General features: G+C 70.9%; 16 protein-coding genes. 15 read left to right on the forward strand and 1 reads right to left on the reverse strand.

Going from position 1 to position 16,076, the window contains the following annotated elements:
- Positions 1 to 104 precede the first annotated feature (104 nt).
- The 12 genes from fmt to ACIQTP_RS09635 all read left to right on the forward strand — a co-directional run bounded on the left by fmt (position 105) and on the right by ACIQTP_RS09635 (position 12,070).
- The gene (gene fmt / locus ACIQTP_RS09580; RefSeq protein ID WP_403397906.1) at positions 105 to 1,037 is read left to right on the forward strand and encodes a methionyl-tRNA formyltransferase; all 933 of its coding nucleotides are present in this window, start codon (positions 105 to 107) and stop codon (positions 1,035 to 1,037) included.
- A 66-nt stretch (positions 1,038 to 1,103) separates the two neighbouring features.
- Positions 1,104 to 1,382: a LuxR C-terminal-related transcriptional regulator gene (locus tag ACIQTP_RS09585; RefSeq protein WP_403397909.1), complete on the forward strand. Its 279-nt coding sequence runs from the start codon at positions 1,104 to 1,106 to the stop codon at positions 1,380 to 1,382.
- Positions 1,383 to 1,424: 42 nt separating this feature from the next.
- A complete protein-coding gene (locus ACIQTP_RS09590; protein WP_403397912.1) occupies positions 1,425 to 2,867 on the forward strand; it encodes an RsmB/NOP family class I SAM-dependent RNA methyltransferase in 1,443 nt (480 codons plus the stop codon).
- A 161-nt stretch (positions 2,868 to 3,028) separates the two neighbouring features.
- Entirely contained in the window at positions 3,029 to 4,534 is a 1,506-nt protein-coding gene (locus ACIQTP_RS09595; RefSeq protein WP_403397914.1) for a dihydrolipoyl dehydrogenase family protein, read from the forward strand.
- Between the two features lie 70 nt (positions 4,535 to 4,604).
- Positions 4,605 to 5,432 (forward strand): alpha/beta fold hydrolase, encoded by an 828-nt coding sequence (locus tag ACIQTP_RS09600; RefSeq protein WP_403397917.1) that lies wholly within the window; start codon positions 4,605 to 4,607, stop codon positions 5,430 to 5,432.
- 154 nt (positions 5,433 to 5,586) lie between these two features.
- The gene (rpe, locus tag ACIQTP_RS09605) at positions 5,587 to 6,273 is read left to right on the forward strand and encodes a ribulose-phosphate 3-epimerase (RefSeq protein ID WP_403397919.1); all 687 of its coding nucleotides are present in this window, start codon (positions 5,587 to 5,589) and stop codon (positions 6,271 to 6,273) included.
- A gap of 78 nt (positions 6,274 to 6,351) precedes the next feature.
- Positions 6,352 to 7,395: a sugar-binding transcriptional regulator gene (locus ACIQTP_RS09610; protein ID WP_402047969.1), complete on the forward strand. Its 1,044-nt coding sequence runs from the start codon at positions 6,352 to 6,354 to the stop codon at positions 7,393 to 7,395.
- 65 nt (positions 7,396 to 7,460) lie between these two features.
- Complete coding sequence (locus tag ACIQTP_RS09615) at positions 7,461 to 7,901, forward strand: ribonuclease domain-containing protein (protein WP_403398156.1); 441 nt, start codon at positions 7,461 to 7,463, stop codon at positions 7,899 to 7,901.
- Positions 7,898 to 8,284 (forward strand): barstar family protein, encoded by a 387-nt coding sequence (locus ACIQTP_RS09620; protein ID WP_403397921.1) that lies wholly within the window; start codon positions 7,898 to 7,900, stop codon positions 8,282 to 8,284. The genes ACIQTP_RS09615 and ACIQTP_RS09620 overlap by 4 nt, the downstream gene beginning before the upstream one ends.
- Positions 8,285 to 8,391: 107 nt before the next feature.
- Complete coding sequence (locus ACIQTP_RS09625; protein WP_403398159.1) at positions 8,392 to 9,834, forward strand: GuaB1 family IMP dehydrogenase-related protein; 1,443 nt, start codon at positions 8,392 to 8,394, stop codon at positions 9,832 to 9,834.
- Between the two features lie 306 nt (positions 9,835 to 10,140).
- A complete protein-coding gene (locus ACIQTP_RS09630; RefSeq protein WP_403397923.1) occupies positions 10,141 to 11,607 on the forward strand; it encodes an amino acid permease in 1,467 nt (488 codons plus the stop codon).
- Positions 11,608 to 11,617: 10 nt separating this feature from the next.
- A complete protein-coding gene (locus ACIQTP_RS09635) occupies positions 11,618 to 12,070 on the forward strand; it encodes an Lrp/AsnC family transcriptional regulator (RefSeq protein ID WP_015661832.1) in 453 nt (150 codons plus the stop codon).
- Between the two features lie 124 nt (positions 12,071 to 12,194).
- Here ACIQTP_RS09635 and ACIQTP_RS09640 read toward each other — a convergent pair whose 3' ends face one another.
- Entirely contained in the window at positions 12,195 to 12,935 is a 741-nt protein-coding gene (locus ACIQTP_RS09640; RefSeq protein WP_403397926.1) for a GntR family transcriptional regulator, read from the reverse strand.
- A gap of 212 nt (positions 12,936 to 13,147) precedes the next feature.
- Between ACIQTP_RS09640 and ACIQTP_RS09645 the strand changes: the two genes are divergently transcribed.
- From ACIQTP_RS09645 to ACIQTP_RS09655, 3 genes are read left to right on the forward strand one after another with little or no spacing between them, the layout of a single operon-like run.
- Entirely contained in the window at positions 13,148 to 14,305 is a 1,158-nt protein-coding gene (locus tag ACIQTP_RS09645; RefSeq protein WP_403398161.1) for an ABC transporter substrate-binding protein, read from the forward strand.
- The gene (locus tag ACIQTP_RS09650; RefSeq protein ID WP_403397928.1) at positions 14,302 to 15,213 is read left to right on the forward strand and encodes an ABC transporter permease; all 912 of its coding nucleotides are present in this window, start codon (positions 14,302 to 14,304) and stop codon (positions 15,211 to 15,213) included. Before ACIQTP_RS09645 ends, ACIQTP_RS09650 begins: the two co-directional genes overlap by 4 nt.
- Complete coding sequence (locus ACIQTP_RS09655; protein ID WP_403397930.1) at positions 15,198 to 16,076, forward strand: ABC transporter permease; 879 nt, start codon at positions 15,198 to 15,200, stop codon at positions 16,074 to 16,076. The genes ACIQTP_RS09650 and ACIQTP_RS09655 overlap by 16 nt, the downstream gene beginning before the upstream one ends.

Genomic DNA, 16,076 nt, shown 5'->3' on the forward strand with positions numbered 1-16,076 from the left:
GAGCCGCCGAGCCGCATAGACTGGTGCGCTGCCCCGTACCCCGTCCGCACCGGCGGGTGTGCAGGGCCCTGAAGCGTTCCCGCCCGAGAGGCCAACCGCCACCCATGAAGCTCGTCTTCGCAGGTACCCCCGAGGTCGCCGTTCCCGCACTGGACGCCTTGATCGCCTCCGGGCGGCACGAGGTGGCCGCCGTGGTCACGCGGCCCGACGCGCCCGCCGGCCGCGGACGGCGGCTTGTCGCGAGTCCGGTCGCCGAACGGGCGGAGGAGGCCGGTATCGAGGTGCTGAAGCCGGTCAAGCCGCGGGACGAGGACTTTCTGGCCCGGCTGAGGGAGATCGGGCCCGACGCCTGTCCCGTGGTGGCGTACGGGGCGCTGCTGCCGCGGGTCGCCCTCGAGGTGCCCGCCCACGGCTGGGTCAATCTGCACTTCTCCCTGCTGCCCGCCTGGCGCGGCGCCGCCCCTGTGCAGCACGCGATCATGGCGGGGGACGAGATCACCGGTGCCTCCACCTTCCTCATCGAGGAGGGGCTCGACTCGGGGCCGGTGTACGGGACCGTCACCGAGGAGATCCGGCGCACCGACACCAGTGGGGACCTGCTCACCCGGCTCGCCTTCGCCGGTGCGGGCCTGCTCGTCGCGACCATGGACGGCATCGAGGACGGCACCCTGAAGGCCGTACCGCAGCCTGCCGACGGCATCACCCTGGCACCGAAGATCACCGTCGAGAACGCCCACGTCGACTGGTCCGCACCGGCGCTGCGCGTCGACCGGATGGTGCGCGGGTGCACGCCCGCGCCCGGCGCCTGGACCGCTTTCCGCGGCGAGCGGCTCAAGCTCATCCACGCCACGCCCGTGCCCGAGCGCACCGACCTCGCCCCGGGCGAACTGTCCGTGGGCAAGAACAACGTGTACGTCGGGACCGGCTCGTACGCCGTGGAACTGCTCTGGGTCCAGGCCCAGGGCAAGAAGCCGATGCGCGCGGCCGACTGGGCGCGCGGGGTGCGCATCGCCTCCGGGGAGCGGCTCGGGGCCTGACGCACCTCCCGCCCCACCGTGCGCGGTAGCCGTCAGCTCGCACAACTCCAGTGGTAGCGACGGAGATTGACGCACCGTCTGGAATCCGGAGCCGGGACCTGTCCGGCGGATCATGCCGGAGACGCGGGGTCCGGCGACGCCCTCTTCGGGCCCGGCACCACCCGCCGCCTGATAGAGGCCTTCGCCCGGCAGCACGGGCCCGCGCGGGACGCCGCGCCACCCGACCTGGGCGTGCCGGCCTCCCGTGAGGTCGAGGTGCTGAAGCTGACCGCCCGGGGCCTGTCCAACCAGGAGAGGGCCCACCGCCTCTGCACCAGCGAGGCCACCGTGTCCGTCCGGAAGTAGGCTGGAGGGGTCGAACCATCCAGGATCCGGAGCACCTTTTTCGTGACTGAGCAGTCCCGTGGGCCGCGCAAGCCCGGCAAGCCCTACCGCCGCCCCCAGAAGGACCCGGTCCGCATGCTCGCCTTCGAGGCGCTGCGGGCCGTGGACGAGCGCGACGCGTACGCGAACCTCGTCCTGCCGCCGCTGCTGCGGAAGGCGCGCGAGAAGGAGGGACCGGAGAAGTTCGACGGGCGGGACGCGGCGCTGGCCACCGAGCTGGTCTACGGGACGCTGCGCCGGCAGGGGACGTACGACGCCGTCATCGCGGCCTGTGTGGACCGGCCGCTGCGAGAAGTCGATCCGCCCGTGCTCGACGTGCTCAGCCTCGGCGTGCACCAGCTGCTCGGGACGCGCATCCCGACGCACGCCGCCGTGTCCGCCTCCGTCGAACTCGCCCGCGTCGTCCTCGGCGACGGGCGTGCCAAGTTCGTCAACGCCGTGCTGCGCAAGGTCGCCCGGCAGGATCTCGACGCCTGGCTGGAGCAGGTCGCGCCGCCCTACGACGAGGACCCCGAGGACCACCTCGCCGTCGTGCACTCGCACCCGCGCTGGGTCGTCTCGGCGCTGTGGGACTCGCTGGGCGGCGGCCGTGCCGGTATCGAGGACCTGCTCGAGGCCGACAACGAGCGGCCCGAGGTGACGCTCGTGGCCAGGCCCGGGCGTTCCACCGCCGACGAACTCCTCGGCGTCCTCGGGGAGGAGTCCGCGCTGCCGGGGCGCTGGTCGCCGTACGCCGTGCGGCTCAGCGAGGGCGGCGAGCCCGGTGCCATCGACGCCGTACGGGAGGGGCGTGCGGGCGTCCAGGACGAGGGCAGCCAGCTGGTGGCGCTCGCCCTCGCGAACGCGCCGCTCGACGGTCCCGACAAGGCGTGGCTGGACGGCTGCGCGGGCCCCGGCGGCAAGGCCGCCCTGCTCGCCGGACTGGCCGCCGAGCGCGGCGCCGCGCTGCTCGCCTCGGAGAAGCAGCCGCACCGGGCGGGCCTGGTGGCGAAGGCGCTCGCCGGCAATCCCGGCCCCTACCAGGTCATCGCCGCCGACGGCACCCGTCCGCCGTGGCTGCCCGGCACCTTCGACCGGGTGCTCATGGACGTGCCCTGCACGGGTCTTGGCGCCCTGCGCCGCCGTCCCGAGGCCCGCTGGCGGCGCCGTCCCGAGGACCTGGACGGCTTCGCGCCCCTCCAGCGCGGGCTGTTGCGCACGGCGCTGGACTCCGTACGGGTCGGCGGCGTCGTCGGGTACGCGACCTGCTCGCCGCACCTGGCCGAGACCCGCGCGGTCGTGGACGACGTCCTCAAGCACTACGAGAGCGGCTCCGCCGAACTCCTCGACGCCCGCCCGCTGCTGCCCGGCGTACCGGCGCTGGGCGACGGTCCCGACGTACAGCTGTGGCCGCATCTGCACGGCACGGACGCCATGTATCTGGCGCTGATCCGCCGGACGGGGTGACCTCTCCCAGCGCCAAGAACAGCCCGTAGGCGTACCCTTTCTCGTATTCGGAGAAATGGCCGAAGCGGAGTAGGACGAGGAGTGGTAACCCTCGTCCGAGCGCAATACGAGAGCCATCGCCGAATCCTCCGAGTTCACCATTCTCGTATTTGAGGGCGTGAATGATGGCAGCGCGTGTGGATCCCGATCGTTCCGAATGGGACGTCATCGTCCTGGGCGGCGCCGCGGCCGGGGAGAACGCGGCTCAGTACGCCACGCAGTTCTCCGGTCTGGACGCGGTGCTGGTCGAGGCGGAGTTGCTGGGCGGCGAGTGCTCGTACTGGGCCTGCATGCCCAGCAAGGCCCTGTTGCGCCCGGCCGAGGTGCTGGGCAGTGGACGGCATGTGCCGGGTGTGTCCTCGCTGTTGAGCGGACGCGAGCTTGACGTGCGGGCGGTACTGGCCCGCCGGGACACCGTCGTGAACGGCCTGGACGACTCCTCGCAGATCGACTGGGCGCTCGGCGTCGGGATCGATGTCGTACGTGGGTACGGGCGGCTCGCCGGCGAGCGCTCGGTGGCGGTGGAGACGGCGGCCGGCGGCACCCGTGTGCTGACCGCACGGCACGCGGTGGTGATCGACACGGGCTCCTGCACCACGGTGCCGACGATCCCCGGCATGAGCGAGGCACGCCCGTGGACGTCCCGCGACGTCACCAATCTGCGCGAGGTGCCACGCCGGGTCGTCGTGCTGGGCGGTGGGGTGGTCGCGTGCGAGGCGGCGACCTGGCTGAGGGCGCTGGGCGTCGAGGAGTTGAGCGTCGTGTACCGGCGCACCGGCCTGCTGGCCCGGGCGGAACCCTTCGCCGGGCGCATGGTGGGGGACCAGTTGACGGCCGCGGGGGTGCGGCTGCTTCCCGGCAGGTCGGTCACCGAGGTGCGGCGCGACGATCCCCGTGACACGGGAGTCGGGCTGCCGCACGGCGGCGAGGTCACCGTCCGGCTGGACGACGGGAGCACGCTCGTCGCCGACGAACTGGTGCTGGCCACCGGCCGTACGCCCCGCACCCAGGACATCGGCCTGTCGTCGGTGGGATGCCCCGACGGCGGCTTTCTGGAGGTCGACGACGAGCAGGCCGTGCGGGCGGTGGACGGGCGTTGGCTGTACGCGGTCGGCGACGTCTGCGGACGTGCGCTGCTGACCCACATGGGCAAGTACCAGGCGCGGATCGCCGGTGAGGCGATCGCCGCCCGTGCCGCGGAAGGGCCGGCGGCCGGAGCGGGGAGCGGGGCGCCGGGCTCCGCCGACGGACATCGGGGCAACCCGCAGGTGACCTTCACCGACCCGGAGGTCGGATCGGCCGGCATGACCGAGCGGGAGGCGCGCGCGGCGGGACTCGACGTGGCCACGGTCGAGTACGACATGGCAGCGCTCGCCGGCACGTATGTGATGCGCGAGGACTACCTCGGGCGCGCCAAACTGGTCATCGACCGGGGTACCGACACGGTGGTGGGCGCGACGTTCGTCGGCTCGGGCGTCGCGGAACTCGTCCACTCCGCCACGACGGCCATTGTCGCGAGAGTGCCGCTTTCCGTGCTGTGGCATGTCGTGCCCAGCTACCCCACCGCGAGTGAGGTGTGGCTCCGCCTGCTGGAGGCGTACCGCGCGGACAAGCGGCGTGTCGGGTAGCGTGAAATTCCCGTCATGCATTTCAGCCGATCAGGGATCTCGCGCGTAACTCGATCGAAAGAAATATGCCATGCCTTTCATTTCCACGAAGGACGACACGGAAATCTATTACAAGGACTGGGGTACGGGGCAGCCGGTCGTGTTCAGCCATGGCTGGCCGCTGAATGCCGACGCCTGGGACCCCCAGGTCCGCATGATGGCCGAAAACGGCTTCCGTGCGATCGCGCACGACCGTCGCGGCCACGGACGCTCGGGTCAGCCGTGGAACGGGAACGACCTGGACACCTACGCGGACGACCTGGCGCAGTTGATCGAGGCGCTCGATCTGCGCGACGTGATCCTGGTCGGCCACTCCACCGGTGGCGGTGAGGTGACGCGCTACATCGGCCGCCACGGCACCGGACGGGTCGCCAAGGCCGTCCTCCTCGGCGCGATCCCCCCGCTGATGCTCAAGACGGAGGCGAACCCCGAAGGGCTGCCGTTGGGGGTCTTCGACGAGATCCGCAAGGGCGTCGCGACCGACCGCTCGCAGTTCTACGAGGACCTCAGCGTGCCCTTCTACGGTGCCAACCGGCCCGGGTCGCAGGTGTCCCAGGGCACGCGGGACGCGTTCTGGCTGTGGTCCCTGCAGGTGGGGATCAAGGGCTCGTACGACTGCGTCAAGGCGTTCTCCGAGACCGACCTCACCGAGGACCTGAAGCGGTTCGACGTCCCCACCCTGATCGCGCACGGCGACGACGACCAGATCGTGCCCATCGTCGCGGCCGCGGAGAAGTCCTCGAAAATCGTCAAGGACGCCACGCTGAAGGTGTACCCGGGTGCCCCGCACGGCCTGTCGATGGTCGCCCCGTTCAAGGACGTCTTCGACGCCGACCTGCTGGCCTTCGCCCGCGGCTGAGGAACCGGGCGGCCCCGGACTGTGCGGCGGGCCGCCCGGTAGCCGCGTCCGGAGCCGGTCGGGGCATCGGCATCGCAGCGCCGGTATGTCTCAGGTCTGGTCCAGGAGCCGGACCGAGGAGAGCAACCGGCCCGGGGCATGGCAGGCTTGGGGCATGGCCGTGCAGATCAACCCCAGCATTCTGTCCGCGGACTTCGCCCGTCTTGCCGAGGAGGCACAGGCGGTGGAGGGCGCGGACTGGCTCCATGTCGACGTCATGGACAACCATTTCGTTCCGAACCTCACGCTCGGTGTGCCGGTCGTGGAGTCCCTGGCCCGTGCGACGGGCACGCCGCTGGACTGCCATCTGATGATCGAGGACCCCGACCGGTGGGCGCCCCAGTACGTGGAGGCGGGTGCCGGTTCCGTCACCTTCCACGTCGAGGCGGCCGCCGCGCCGGTGCGCCTCGCCCGCGAGATCCGGGCCAAGGGCGCCCGCGCCTCCATGGCGCTCAAGCCCGCGACCCCCATCGAGCCGTACGAGGACCTGCTTCCCGAGCTCGACATGCTGCTGATCATGACGGTCGAGCCCGGTTTCGGTGGCCAGGCGTTCCTGGACATCATGCTGCCGAAGATCCGCCGTACCCGTGAGTTGATCGGCAAGCACGGCCTCGAGCTCTGGCTTCAGGTCGACGGCGGTGTGTCGGCGTCCACCATCGAGCGGTGCGCGGAGGCGGGCGCGGACGTCTTCGTCGCCGGTTCAGCCGTGTACGGGGCCGCTGATCCGGCCCAGGCGGTACGTGCATTGCGCACCCAGGCTCAGGGCGCGACGGCCCATGCGGCGTGGGCGTGCGACCACTGACCAAAGGGAACGTGAACGCCGCCCATCAGGGCTGATCAAGTACGCCGGATCTGCAAGGATGAACGGCGAATCCAGAGTGTGAACAGCAGTGAGGAGATCGCCGTGTCGGGTATGTCGGCGGGCCGGTCAGCCATGCGGATGGGACCCGCTGAGCTGGTGCAGGCGGCGGCCATGGCCCGCCGCTTCTACCTCGAGGGCAAATCCAAGATCCAGATCGCCGAGGAGTTCGGCGTCAGCCGCTTCAAGGTGGCCCGGGTCCTGGAGACCGCCCTCGAACGGGATCTCGTGCGGATCGAGATCAGGGTGCCCGCCGAGCTGGACGCGGAGCGCTCCGACGCGCTGCGCGCCCGCTACGGTCTGCGGCACGCCGTCGTGGTCGAGTCCCCGGCGGATGCCGAGGAGTCCCCCGACCCCGAGAACCTCGGCGAAGTCGCCGCCGACCTGCTCGGTGAGCTGGTCAACGAGGGCGATGTGCTGGGCCTGGCCTGGGGCCGCTCCACCATCCACATGGCGGCCGCGCTCGACCGGCTGCCGCCGTGCACGGTGGTGCAGCTGACGGGCGTGTACGACGCCGGGACGGCGGAGCGCGGGTCGGTGGAGGCGGTACGGCGTGCCGCGCAGGTGTCGGGTGGCGACGCCCACCCCATCTACGCGCCGATGCTGCTGCCCGACGCGGCCACCGCGGCCGCACTGCGCAGCCAGACCGGGATCGCCCGCGCCTTCGAGTACTTCGACAAGGTCACGGTCGCCTGCGTGTCGATCGGCTCCTGGGAGCCCGGCATCTCGACGGTGCACGACATGCTCAGCGACGAGGAGCGCAACCACTACGCGACTCTCGGTGTCGCCGCCGAGATGTCCGCGCACCTCTTCGACACCGAGGGGCGGCGGGTCGGCCGTGACCTGGGCGAGCGGTGCATCACCGTGGAGGCCGACCGGCTGCGGCGCATCCCCGAGGTCGTGGCGATCGCGGGCGGACAGCGCAAGGCCGCCGCCATCGACGCGGTGCTGCGGTCCGGGCTCGTCACCAGCCTGGTGACGGACACGTCCGCCGCGGACTACCTGATGACGGCCGGCCCGACCCCCCGCCCCGCTCTGAACCGGGCGGACCCGGACGGGCCGTGACCCGTCAGGGGGCGCTCGGGGGTATCGGCGCGCCGCGCGGAGGAGGGCGTGGCAGCATCGGCGGCATGGTCGTGGTGCGGTGGGTGCCCCGGGCGCTCGTGGGGCTGTTTCTGTGTTTCGGCGTGCTCCTGACGGGCTGCTCGTCGACGGAGTCGGCCGGTACCGGGGCGGGTGCGGTAACGGGAGCCCCGTCGGCGGCCCGTTCGGCGCTTCCGTCCTGGGCCCACGGGATGGCGACGGTCGACGCGGCCGGGCTTCCCGCCGAGGCCCGCACGACGCTCGCCCTCATCGACAAGGGCGGCCCCTTCCCGTACGCCAGGGACGGCGTCGTCTTCGGGAACTTCGAGAGCCTGCTGCCCAAGCACCAGCGCGGCTACTACCACGAGTACACGGTCAAAACGCCCGGCGCACACGATCGGGGAGCCCGTCGCATTGTCACCGGGCAGGGCGGTGAGATCTACTACACCGATGATCACTACAAGTCGTTCAGGGCGGTGCTGAGATGACGGACGGCCCGTTGGCGGAGGTGTTCCGCGCGGCGCGTGCGGTCGGATGGCAGGTCAGCGTGCTCGACCTCACCGGAGTCTGCGACAAGGCGGCCTTCATGGAACGCTGCGTCCGCGCCCTCGACCTGCCCGAATGGTTCGGCCGGAACTGGGACGCCCTCGCGGACTGCCTGGGCGACCCCGACTGGGGACCCGCCAGCCCGGGCCGCGTCATCCTGGTGAGCGGCTGGCGGCACTACGCCAAGACCCGCCCCGACGAGTGGGAGATCGCCCAGGAGGTGCTGGAATCGGCCACCGGGCACTACCAGGAGCACGACGCCACGCTGTCGGTCGTCCTCTCCCTTGGAGGATCCGACCAGCTGCCCCCTGACCAGCCTGGATGATCTGTCCGGGCATCACATTCAGGTCGCCGTGGGACAATGAAGTACGTGCTCTTCCCCCTGGCTGACCTGTCCGGGGGCCACCTCTGATCGACTGGGATGTGCAGCACGTGCGTTTCCTCAACGACATCCAGCCTCCGTACGACCTGACGTACGACGACGTCTTCATGGTCCCCAGCCGCTCCGCGGTCGGCTCCCGGCAGGGCGTGGACCTCAGCGCCCCGGACGGCACGGGCACCACGATCCCCCTGGTCGTCGCCAACATGACCGCGATCGCGGGCCGCCGGATGGCCGAGACCGTCGCCCGCCGCGGTGGCCTCGTGGTCATCCCGCAGGACATTCCGATCGAGGTCGTCACCGAGGTCGTCACCTGGGTCAAGGGACGCCACCTGGTGCTCGACACCCCCATCGTCCTGGCGCCCCACCAGACCGTCGCCGACGCGCTGGCGCTACTGCCCAAGCGCGCCCACAACGCGGGCGTCGTCGTCGACGAGGACGGCCGCCCGGTCGGCGTGGTCACCGACGCCGACCTCACCGGCGTGGACCGGTTCACGCAGCTGGCCGAGGTCATGTCCCGGGACCTGCTGCTCCTCGACGCCGACATCGAGCCGCGCGAGGCGTTCAACAAGCTGGACGGTGCCAACCGCCGCTACGCCCCGGCCGTGGACGCCGAGGGCAAGCTCGCCGGCATCCTCACCCGCAAGGGCGCCCTGCGCGCCACGCTCTACACCCCGGCCACCGACGCCGGGGGCAAGCTGCGCATCGCGGCCGCCGTGGGCATCAACGGCGATGTCGCGGGCAAGGCCAAGCAGCTCCTCGACGCGGGCGTCGACACGCTCGTCATCGACACCGCGCACGGCCACCAGGAGTCGATGATCAGCGCGGTCAGGACCGTGCGCGCGCTCGACCCGCAGGTCCCGATCGTCGCGGGCAACATCGTCGCCGCCGAGGGCGTCAAGGACCTCATCGACGCGGGCGCGGACATCATCAAGGTCGGCGTCGGCCCCGGCGCCATGTGCACCACCCGCATGATGACCGGCGTCGGCCGGCCGCAGTTCTCGGCCGTCCTCGAGTGCGCCGCCGAGGCGAAGAAGTACGGCAAGCACGTGTGGGCCGACGGCGGCGTCCGCCACCCGCGCGACGTGGCCATGGCGCTGGCCGCGGGCGCGTCCAACGTCATGGTCGGTTCCTGGTTCGCGGGGACGTACGAGTCCCCGGGCGACCTCCAGCAGGACGCCAGCGGGCGCCTGTACAAGGAGTCGTTCGGCATGGCGTCCGCGCGCGCGGTCCGCAACCGGACGAGCGAGGAGTCGGCGTACGACCGTGCCCGCAAGGCCCTCTTCGAGGAGGGCATCTCCACCTCGCGGATGTTCCTCGACCCGGGGCGCCCGGGCGTCGAGGACCTGATCGACTCGATCATCGCGGGCGTCCGCTCCTCCTGCACCTACGCGGGTGCGGGCTCCCTGGAGGAGTTCGCCGAGAACGCGATCGTCGGTATCCAGAGCGCGGCCGGCTACGCGGAGGGCAAGCCCCTGCACGCCAGCTGGAGCTGACCTTTTCCATCGTCGTACGGCCCCCGTGGTGCGCCCACGGGGGCCGTCGGCGTACCTGCCGCGGACGGCCGTACGGGGGCGTGCGCAACCATCGAAAGGCCCCGCGCAACGAACACGCGCCGAGGTGCGATGAACGCAACGATCTTGCGAAGACGCGCAAGGTTGCTGCATTACGCCCGTGAAGCCCGGACTCGTAGGGTCAAGCGCTGTACATGGCGTGGCGGGGACCCCGCTCGGCGGGTCCCTGCTGCCAGGGGTGCCGCCGGTCCCCGCCGTATCGACCGGCAGCGATGAAGGAGCCACCGCGTGCTCGATCAAGGCGCACCCCCGCAGTCCCGCTCAGAGTCCGCCGCACCGTCCCCGGGTGTCGGCGCGCGCCTGATGCGTCGCAAGCCCGTGGAACGCCTGGTGGCCGAGGGCGGCCAGGGCGAGGGAGGCTCGCTCAGGCGTTCCCTCGGGCTGTGGCAGCTCACCATGATCAGCATCGGTGCCACTCTCGGCACCGGCATCTTCGTGGTCCTCGGCGAGGCCGTCCCCAAGGCCGGACCCGCGGTCACCCTCTCCTTCGTGATCGCCGGTCTCACGGCGCTCTTCTCGGCCCTCTCGTACGCCGAGCTGGCGGGCACCATCCCGGTCGCCGGCTCCTCGTACTCGTATGCGTACGCAACGATGGGTGAGCTGATCGCCTGGATCTGCGGCTGGTGTCTGGTCCTGGAGTACGGCGTGTCGGTGGCCGCCGTCGCGGTCGGCTGGGGCGAGTACCTCAACGAACTGCTCAACGGCACGATCGGCGTCACCATCCCGAACGCGCTCTCCGCACCCCCCGGCGACGGCGGCATCTTCAACCTGCCCGCCCTGATCGTCGTCCTGCTCGCCATGGCCTTCCTGCTCGGCGGCGCCAAGGAGTCCGCACGCGCCAACACGATCATGGTGGCCGTGAAGATCGTCGCGCTGCTGCTGTTCTGCGCGATCGGCATCCAGGGCTTCAAGTCCGGCAACTACGAGCACTTCATGCCGCTCGGCATGGCGGGAGTCAGCGCCGCCGGTGCCACGCTGTTCTTCTCGTACATCGGCTTCGACGCCGCTTCCACCGCGGGTGAGGAGGCCAAGAACCCGCAGCGTGACCTGCCCCGCGCGATCATGCTCTCGCTGGTCATCGTGACGGCCCTGTACGTCGTCGTCGCGGCCGTCGCCGTCGGCGCGAAGCCCTGGCGGAAGTTCAACGACTCGGAGGCCGCGCTCGCCGAGATCATGAAGAACGTCACCGGGCAGACCTTCTGGGGCACGCTGCTCGCCGCCGGTGCCGTCATCGCCATCGCCAGCGTCGTCCTGACCGTGCTCTACGGCCAGACCCGCATCCTCTTCGCCATGTCCCGCGACGGGCTGGTGCCCAAGGTGTTCTCGCGCGTCCACCCGAAGACCGGCGCACCTCGCGCCAACACCGTGATCGTCTCGCTGTTCTGCGGTGTCCTCGCCGCCGCGATCCCGCTCGGCCAGCTCGCCGACGCCACCAGCATCGGCACCCTCTTCGCCTTCGCGCTGGTCAATGTGGCCGTCGTGGTGCTGCGCCGGACGCGCCCGGAGATGCGGCGCACCTTCCGGGTGCCGTTGTCGCCGGTGCTGCCCGCGATCGGCTTCGCCCTGTGCGTGTGGATGATGGGCAGCCTCTCGGCCGTCACCTGGGTGGTCTTCGGAGTCTGGATGGCCGCCGGGCTCGTGTTCTACTTCAGTTACGGCTACCGCCGCTCCCGTCTCGCGCCATCAGAAAAGTGAAACACCCGCAGTGCTGAACGATCTCGACGAACGCATCGTGCACGCCCTCGCCGAGGACGCCCGCCGCTCCTACGCCGACATCGGCCAACTGGTCGGCCTGTCCGCGCCCGCCGTGAAGCGCCGCGTGGACCGGCTGCGGGCCACGGGCGCCATCACCGGGTTCACCGTGCGGGTGGATCCGGCGGCGCTGGGGTGGGAGACGGAGGGGTTCGTCGAGATCTACTGCCGCCGGAACACCTCGCCGGAGACCATCCAGCGGGGGCTGGAGCGGTATCAGGAGGTGGTGGCCGCGTCCACCGTCACGGGGGAGGCGGACGCGGTGGTGCAGGTGTTCGCTTCCGACATGCGGCACTTCGAGCGGGTGTTGGAGCGGATCGCCGGGGAGCCGTTCGTTGAACGGACCAAGTCGGTGCTGGTTTTGTCTCCGTTGCTGCGGCGGTTTTCGTCGGGATCGCCTACGTAGGGGGCGCGGGGGTTCGTAGGCGGCTGCGGGTTCGTTGTGGCCGGGCGCGCCCCGCGGCGGAGCCGCTGTATGTCACAGCCCCGCGCCCCTAAAAGCCGCCTCCTGGGCCCGACTACGAGCCGCCTCATTCCGCTGTCTTCCTCGCCAGCGCGTTGTTGCCGATCGAGTTGTGGACGCTGAAGCTCACCGCGTCCGAGCGGTAGCGGTCGTCGGACCATTCCACCGGGCGGCCTTCGCGGGTGGTGGTGACGCGGCGGACCCTCAGCAGGGGACTGGTGCGGCGGACGCCGAGGAGGTCGGCGTCCTGGGCGCCCGCCGCCACCGCGTCGATGACGTGCTCGCCGTAGGCGAAGACCAGGCCGGTGTCCTCGTAGAGCCGCTGGGTGACCGAGGGACATTCGGGCTCGATGGCCTCGACGGCGGGGGAGATCCAGTCCGCGTACACGGTCCGCTCCAGGAGGACCGGCTCGCCGTCCAGGCCGCGGACCCGCAGGACGTGCAACACCGGTGTCCTCTCGGGTAGTTGGAGGCGTACGGCGTCCTCCGCCGTCGCCGGGCGGCGCTCCTGCTCGACGACGTGTCCCGTCGCCTCCCGGCCCATCGCGCGGGCCCACTGGGCGAAGCTGCGCAGTTCGGCGAAGCTCTGGCTGCGGCGGCTGGCGAGGACCACCCGGCGGGCGCCCTGGCGGGAGCCGATGAGGCCCTCGGCGGTCAGGGCCGCGACCGCCTGGCGGACCGTGCCGCGCGCCACGCCGTACTGGGCCGCGAGGTCCGTCTCCGCGGGCAGCAGACTGCCCACCGTGTACTCCTCGCGGTCGATCGCCCGCCGCAGCTCGTCGGCGATCTCCTCGTGTAGCGCCGGCATGCTTCCCCTCTGATTCGACTGCTGTGCACAGCGTGACCAGCCTAATCGAGATCGGACGGTGATCTGCGCGGCCCGGGATTGTGCAGAGAATCAAGGGTCACGGTTTCGCCAAAGTTTACGAACAAGACACCAATGGCGGGCCTACTGGGGCCAACTTGTTCAGACAAGTTCTCCGCACTACCCGAACCCTCGTGCGTACTCCTGGAGAGACCGTGACCGTGTTCCTGCCGAGGACCGCCGTCCTCACCGGCGGCCTCGCCGTCGCCGCCGCCCTCGCCCTCAGCGCCTGTGGCGCGGCCCCCGACGACAAGTCGACCACCGCCGACGGCAAGAGCGCGGCCACCGCGACCTCCGCCGCGGACTTCGGCGGCCTCGACGCCCTGGTCAAGGCCGCCAAGAAGGAGGGCACGCTGCACGCGATCGCGCTGCCCCGCGACTGGGCCAACTACGGCGCCCTGATCGACGGCTTCAAGAAGAAGTACGGCATCAAGATCGAGGTGGAGAACCCGGACGGCACCAGTCAGGACGAGATCAACGCCGTGACGTCGAGGAAGGGGCAGGACCGCGCCCCGGACGTCCTCGACCTGGGCAGCTCGTTCGCGCTCAGCGCCGCCCAGCAGGGGCTGCTCGCGCCGTACAAGGTGACCGGCTTCGCCGACATCCCCGAGGGGCAGAAGGACGCGCAGGGCCGCTGGTTCAACGACTACGGCGGCTACATCTCCATCGGCTGCGACGCCAAGAGGGTCAAGGAGTGCCCGAAGACCTTCAAGGACCTGCTCAAGCCGGAGTACAAGGGTCAGGTCGCCCTCAACGGCAACCCCACCAAGTCCGGTTCGGCCTTCGGCGGCGTCTACGCGGCCTCACTCGCAAGCGGCGGTTCGTTCGACGACATCCAGCCCGGCCTGGACTTCTTCGCCAAGCTGAAGAAGAACGGCAACTACACGCCCGTCGAGTCGACCCCGGCCACCGTCGAGAAGGGCGAGACCCCGATCAGCATCGACTGGGACTACCTGAACGCCGGTTACGCCGACGAGTTCAAGTCCAAGGGCGTCGACTGGAAGGTCACGGTCCCCTCGGACGGCAAGTTCTCCCAGTACTACTCCCAGGCCATCAACAAGGACGCCCCGCACCCGGCGGCCGCCCGCCTGTGGCAGGAGTACCTCTACAGCACCGAGGGCCAGAACCTCTGGCTCAAGGGCTACGCCCGCCCGGCCCTGATGACCGCCATGCAGACGGCCGGCACCCTCGACAAGAGCGCCGCCGCCAAGCTCCCCGCGGTCTCCGGCACGCCGAGTTTCCCGACCGAGGCCCAGCAGGCCAAGGCCAAGACGGCCCTCGCGCAGGGCTGGGGCAAGGCCGTCTCCGGATGACCACCGTCCTCACCGAGGCCGGGGCCGACGTGACGCCCGCCGCCGCCGCTTCCCAGCGGCGGCGGCACCGCGCCCCCGGCTGGCTCGCCGTGCTCCCGCTGCTCGTCTTCGTCGCGATCGCCTTCGGCATCCCCGCCCTGGCGATGCTGAACGGCGCCTTCACCGTCAAGGACCAGACGACCGGCGCCACCTCGTACACCACGGCCAACCTGACCGACTCGCTCCAGGGCGCCTACCTCACCGCCCTGATCGGCAGCGTCAAGCTGTCCGCGGTCTCCGCGGGCATCGCGACCGTCCTCGGACTGCCGCTCGCCCAGGCCGTGGTGACCTCCCGCTTCCGCGCCCTGCGCGAGGCGGTCCTCACCGCGTCCGGCGTCCTCGCCAACTTCGGCGGCGTCCCGCTGGCGTTCGCGTTCGTCGCCACCCTCGGCAACGCGGGTGTCCTGACCCAGCACCTGGGCCTGAAGGACAAGGGCTGGAACCTCTACAGCTTCTGGGGCCTGGTCATCGTCTACCTGTACTTCCTGATCCCGCTGATGGTCCTCACCATCACGCCCGCCCTGGACGGCCTGCGCTCCCAGTGGCGCGAGGCCGCACAGAACAACGGCGCCACCGGAATCCAGTACTGGCGGCACGTCGCCCTCCCCGTCCTCACGCCCTCCCTGCTCGGCGGCCTCGTGCTGCTCTTCGGCAGCGCCTTCGCCGCGTACGCCACCGCGGCGGCCATGGTGGGCAGTGCGGTCCCGCTGGTCACCCTGCAGATCGCCGACGCCATCTCCGGCAACGTCCTGGTCGGCCAGGAGAACGTGGCGCTCGCCCTGAGCCTCGACATGGTCCTCATCGCGGGCCTGGTCATGGCCGTGTACCTGCCCCTGCAACGACGGAGCGCGCGATGGCTGGAAGCCTGAACGATCCCGCTCGGGTCCCAAGGCCCGCCCGCGGGGCGAACAAGTCCGTACGCGTACGTCCCTGGCGCGGGATCGTCCTCGTCCTCGCCGGGCTCTACTTCCTGGTCCCGCTCGCCGCATCCGTGATCTTCACGGTCGACGTGCCGAACCAGGGGATCACCTTCGACGCGTACCGCCAGATCGTCTCCGCCGACGGCTTCGGCTCCAGCCTGCTGCTCTCGCTGGAACTGGCCGCCGCCACCATCGTCGTGGTCCTGCTGCTGATGGTGCCCGCGATGGTCGCGCTGCGCCTCGGCGCGCCGAAGCTGCGGCCGGTGGTGGAGGTGATCTGCTCGCTGCCGCTGGTCGTGCCGCCGATCGCCTTCGTCGCCGGGATCGCCACGGTCCTCAAGTGGGGACCCGAGCACCTCTCCCGCACCCCGCTGTTCGAGACGTTCGTGGCCCTCCAGAACCCGGACTTCCCCGCGGTGCTCGTCCTCGCGTACGTCGTGATGGCGCTGCCGTTCGTGTACCGGGCGCTGGACGCCGGGCTGCGCGCCGTCGACGTACGCACCCTCGTCGAGGCCGCGCGCAGCTGCGGGGCGAACTGGCCGCAGGCGCTGGTCCGGGTCGTGCTGCCCAATCTCCGCGGTGCGCTGCTCAACGCCTCCTTCCTCACGCTGGCCCTGGTGCTCGGCGAGTTCACCGTCGCCCAGCTGCTCGGCTTCCAGCCCTTCGCCGTGTGGATCTACAGCGTCGGCGGCTCGCAGGCCCAGCTCTCCGTCGCCGTCTCCGTGCTCAGCCTGCTCGTCACCTGGGCCCTGCTTCTCTCGCTCGCCGGGCTCGGCGGGCGCTCCCGTTCCGCTTCCGCCTCCCAGGGATGA

Source organism: Streptomyces sp. NPDC090798, from assembly GCF_044768965.1.
In the GTDB taxonomy this organism is placed as follows: domain Bacteria; phylum Actinomycetota; class Actinomycetes; order Streptomycetales; family Streptomycetaceae; genus Streptomyces.

Coding starts and splice junctions, on each gene's coding strand:
- ACIQTP_RS09650 (WP_403397928.1), top strand. CDS start 14,302: ATGACCACCGTCCTCACCGAGGCCGGGGCCGACGTGACGCCCGCCGCC.
- ACIQTP_RS09600 (WP_403397917.1), top strand. CDS start 4,605: ATGCCTTTCATTTCCACGAAGGACGACACGGAAATCTATTACAAGGAC.
- fmt (WP_403397906.1), top strand. CDS start 105: ATGAAGCTCGTCTTCGCAGGTACCCCCGAGGTCGCCGTTCCCGCACTG.
- ACIQTP_RS09640 (WP_403397926.1), bottom strand. CDS start 12,935: ATGCCGGCGCTACACGAGGAGATCGCCGACGAGCTGCGGCGGGCGATC.
- ACIQTP_RS09595 (WP_403397914.1), top strand. CDS start 3,029: ATGATGGCAGCGCGTGTGGATCCCGATCGTTCCGAATGGGACGTCATC.
- rpe (WP_403397919.1), top strand. CDS start 5,587: ATGGCCGTGCAGATCAACCCCAGCATTCTGTCCGCGGACTTCGCCCGT.
- ACIQTP_RS09615 (WP_403398156.1), top strand. CDS start 7,461: ATGGTCGTGGTGCGGTGGGTGCCCCGGGCGCTCGTGGGGCTGTTTCTG.
- ACIQTP_RS09620 (WP_403397921.1), top strand. CDS start 7,898: ATGACGGACGGCCCGTTGGCGGAGGTGTTCCGCGCGGCGCGTGCGGTC.
- ACIQTP_RS09655 (WP_403397930.1), top strand. CDS start 15,198: ATGGCTGGAAGCCTGAACGATCCCGCTCGGGTCCCAAGGCCCGCCCGC.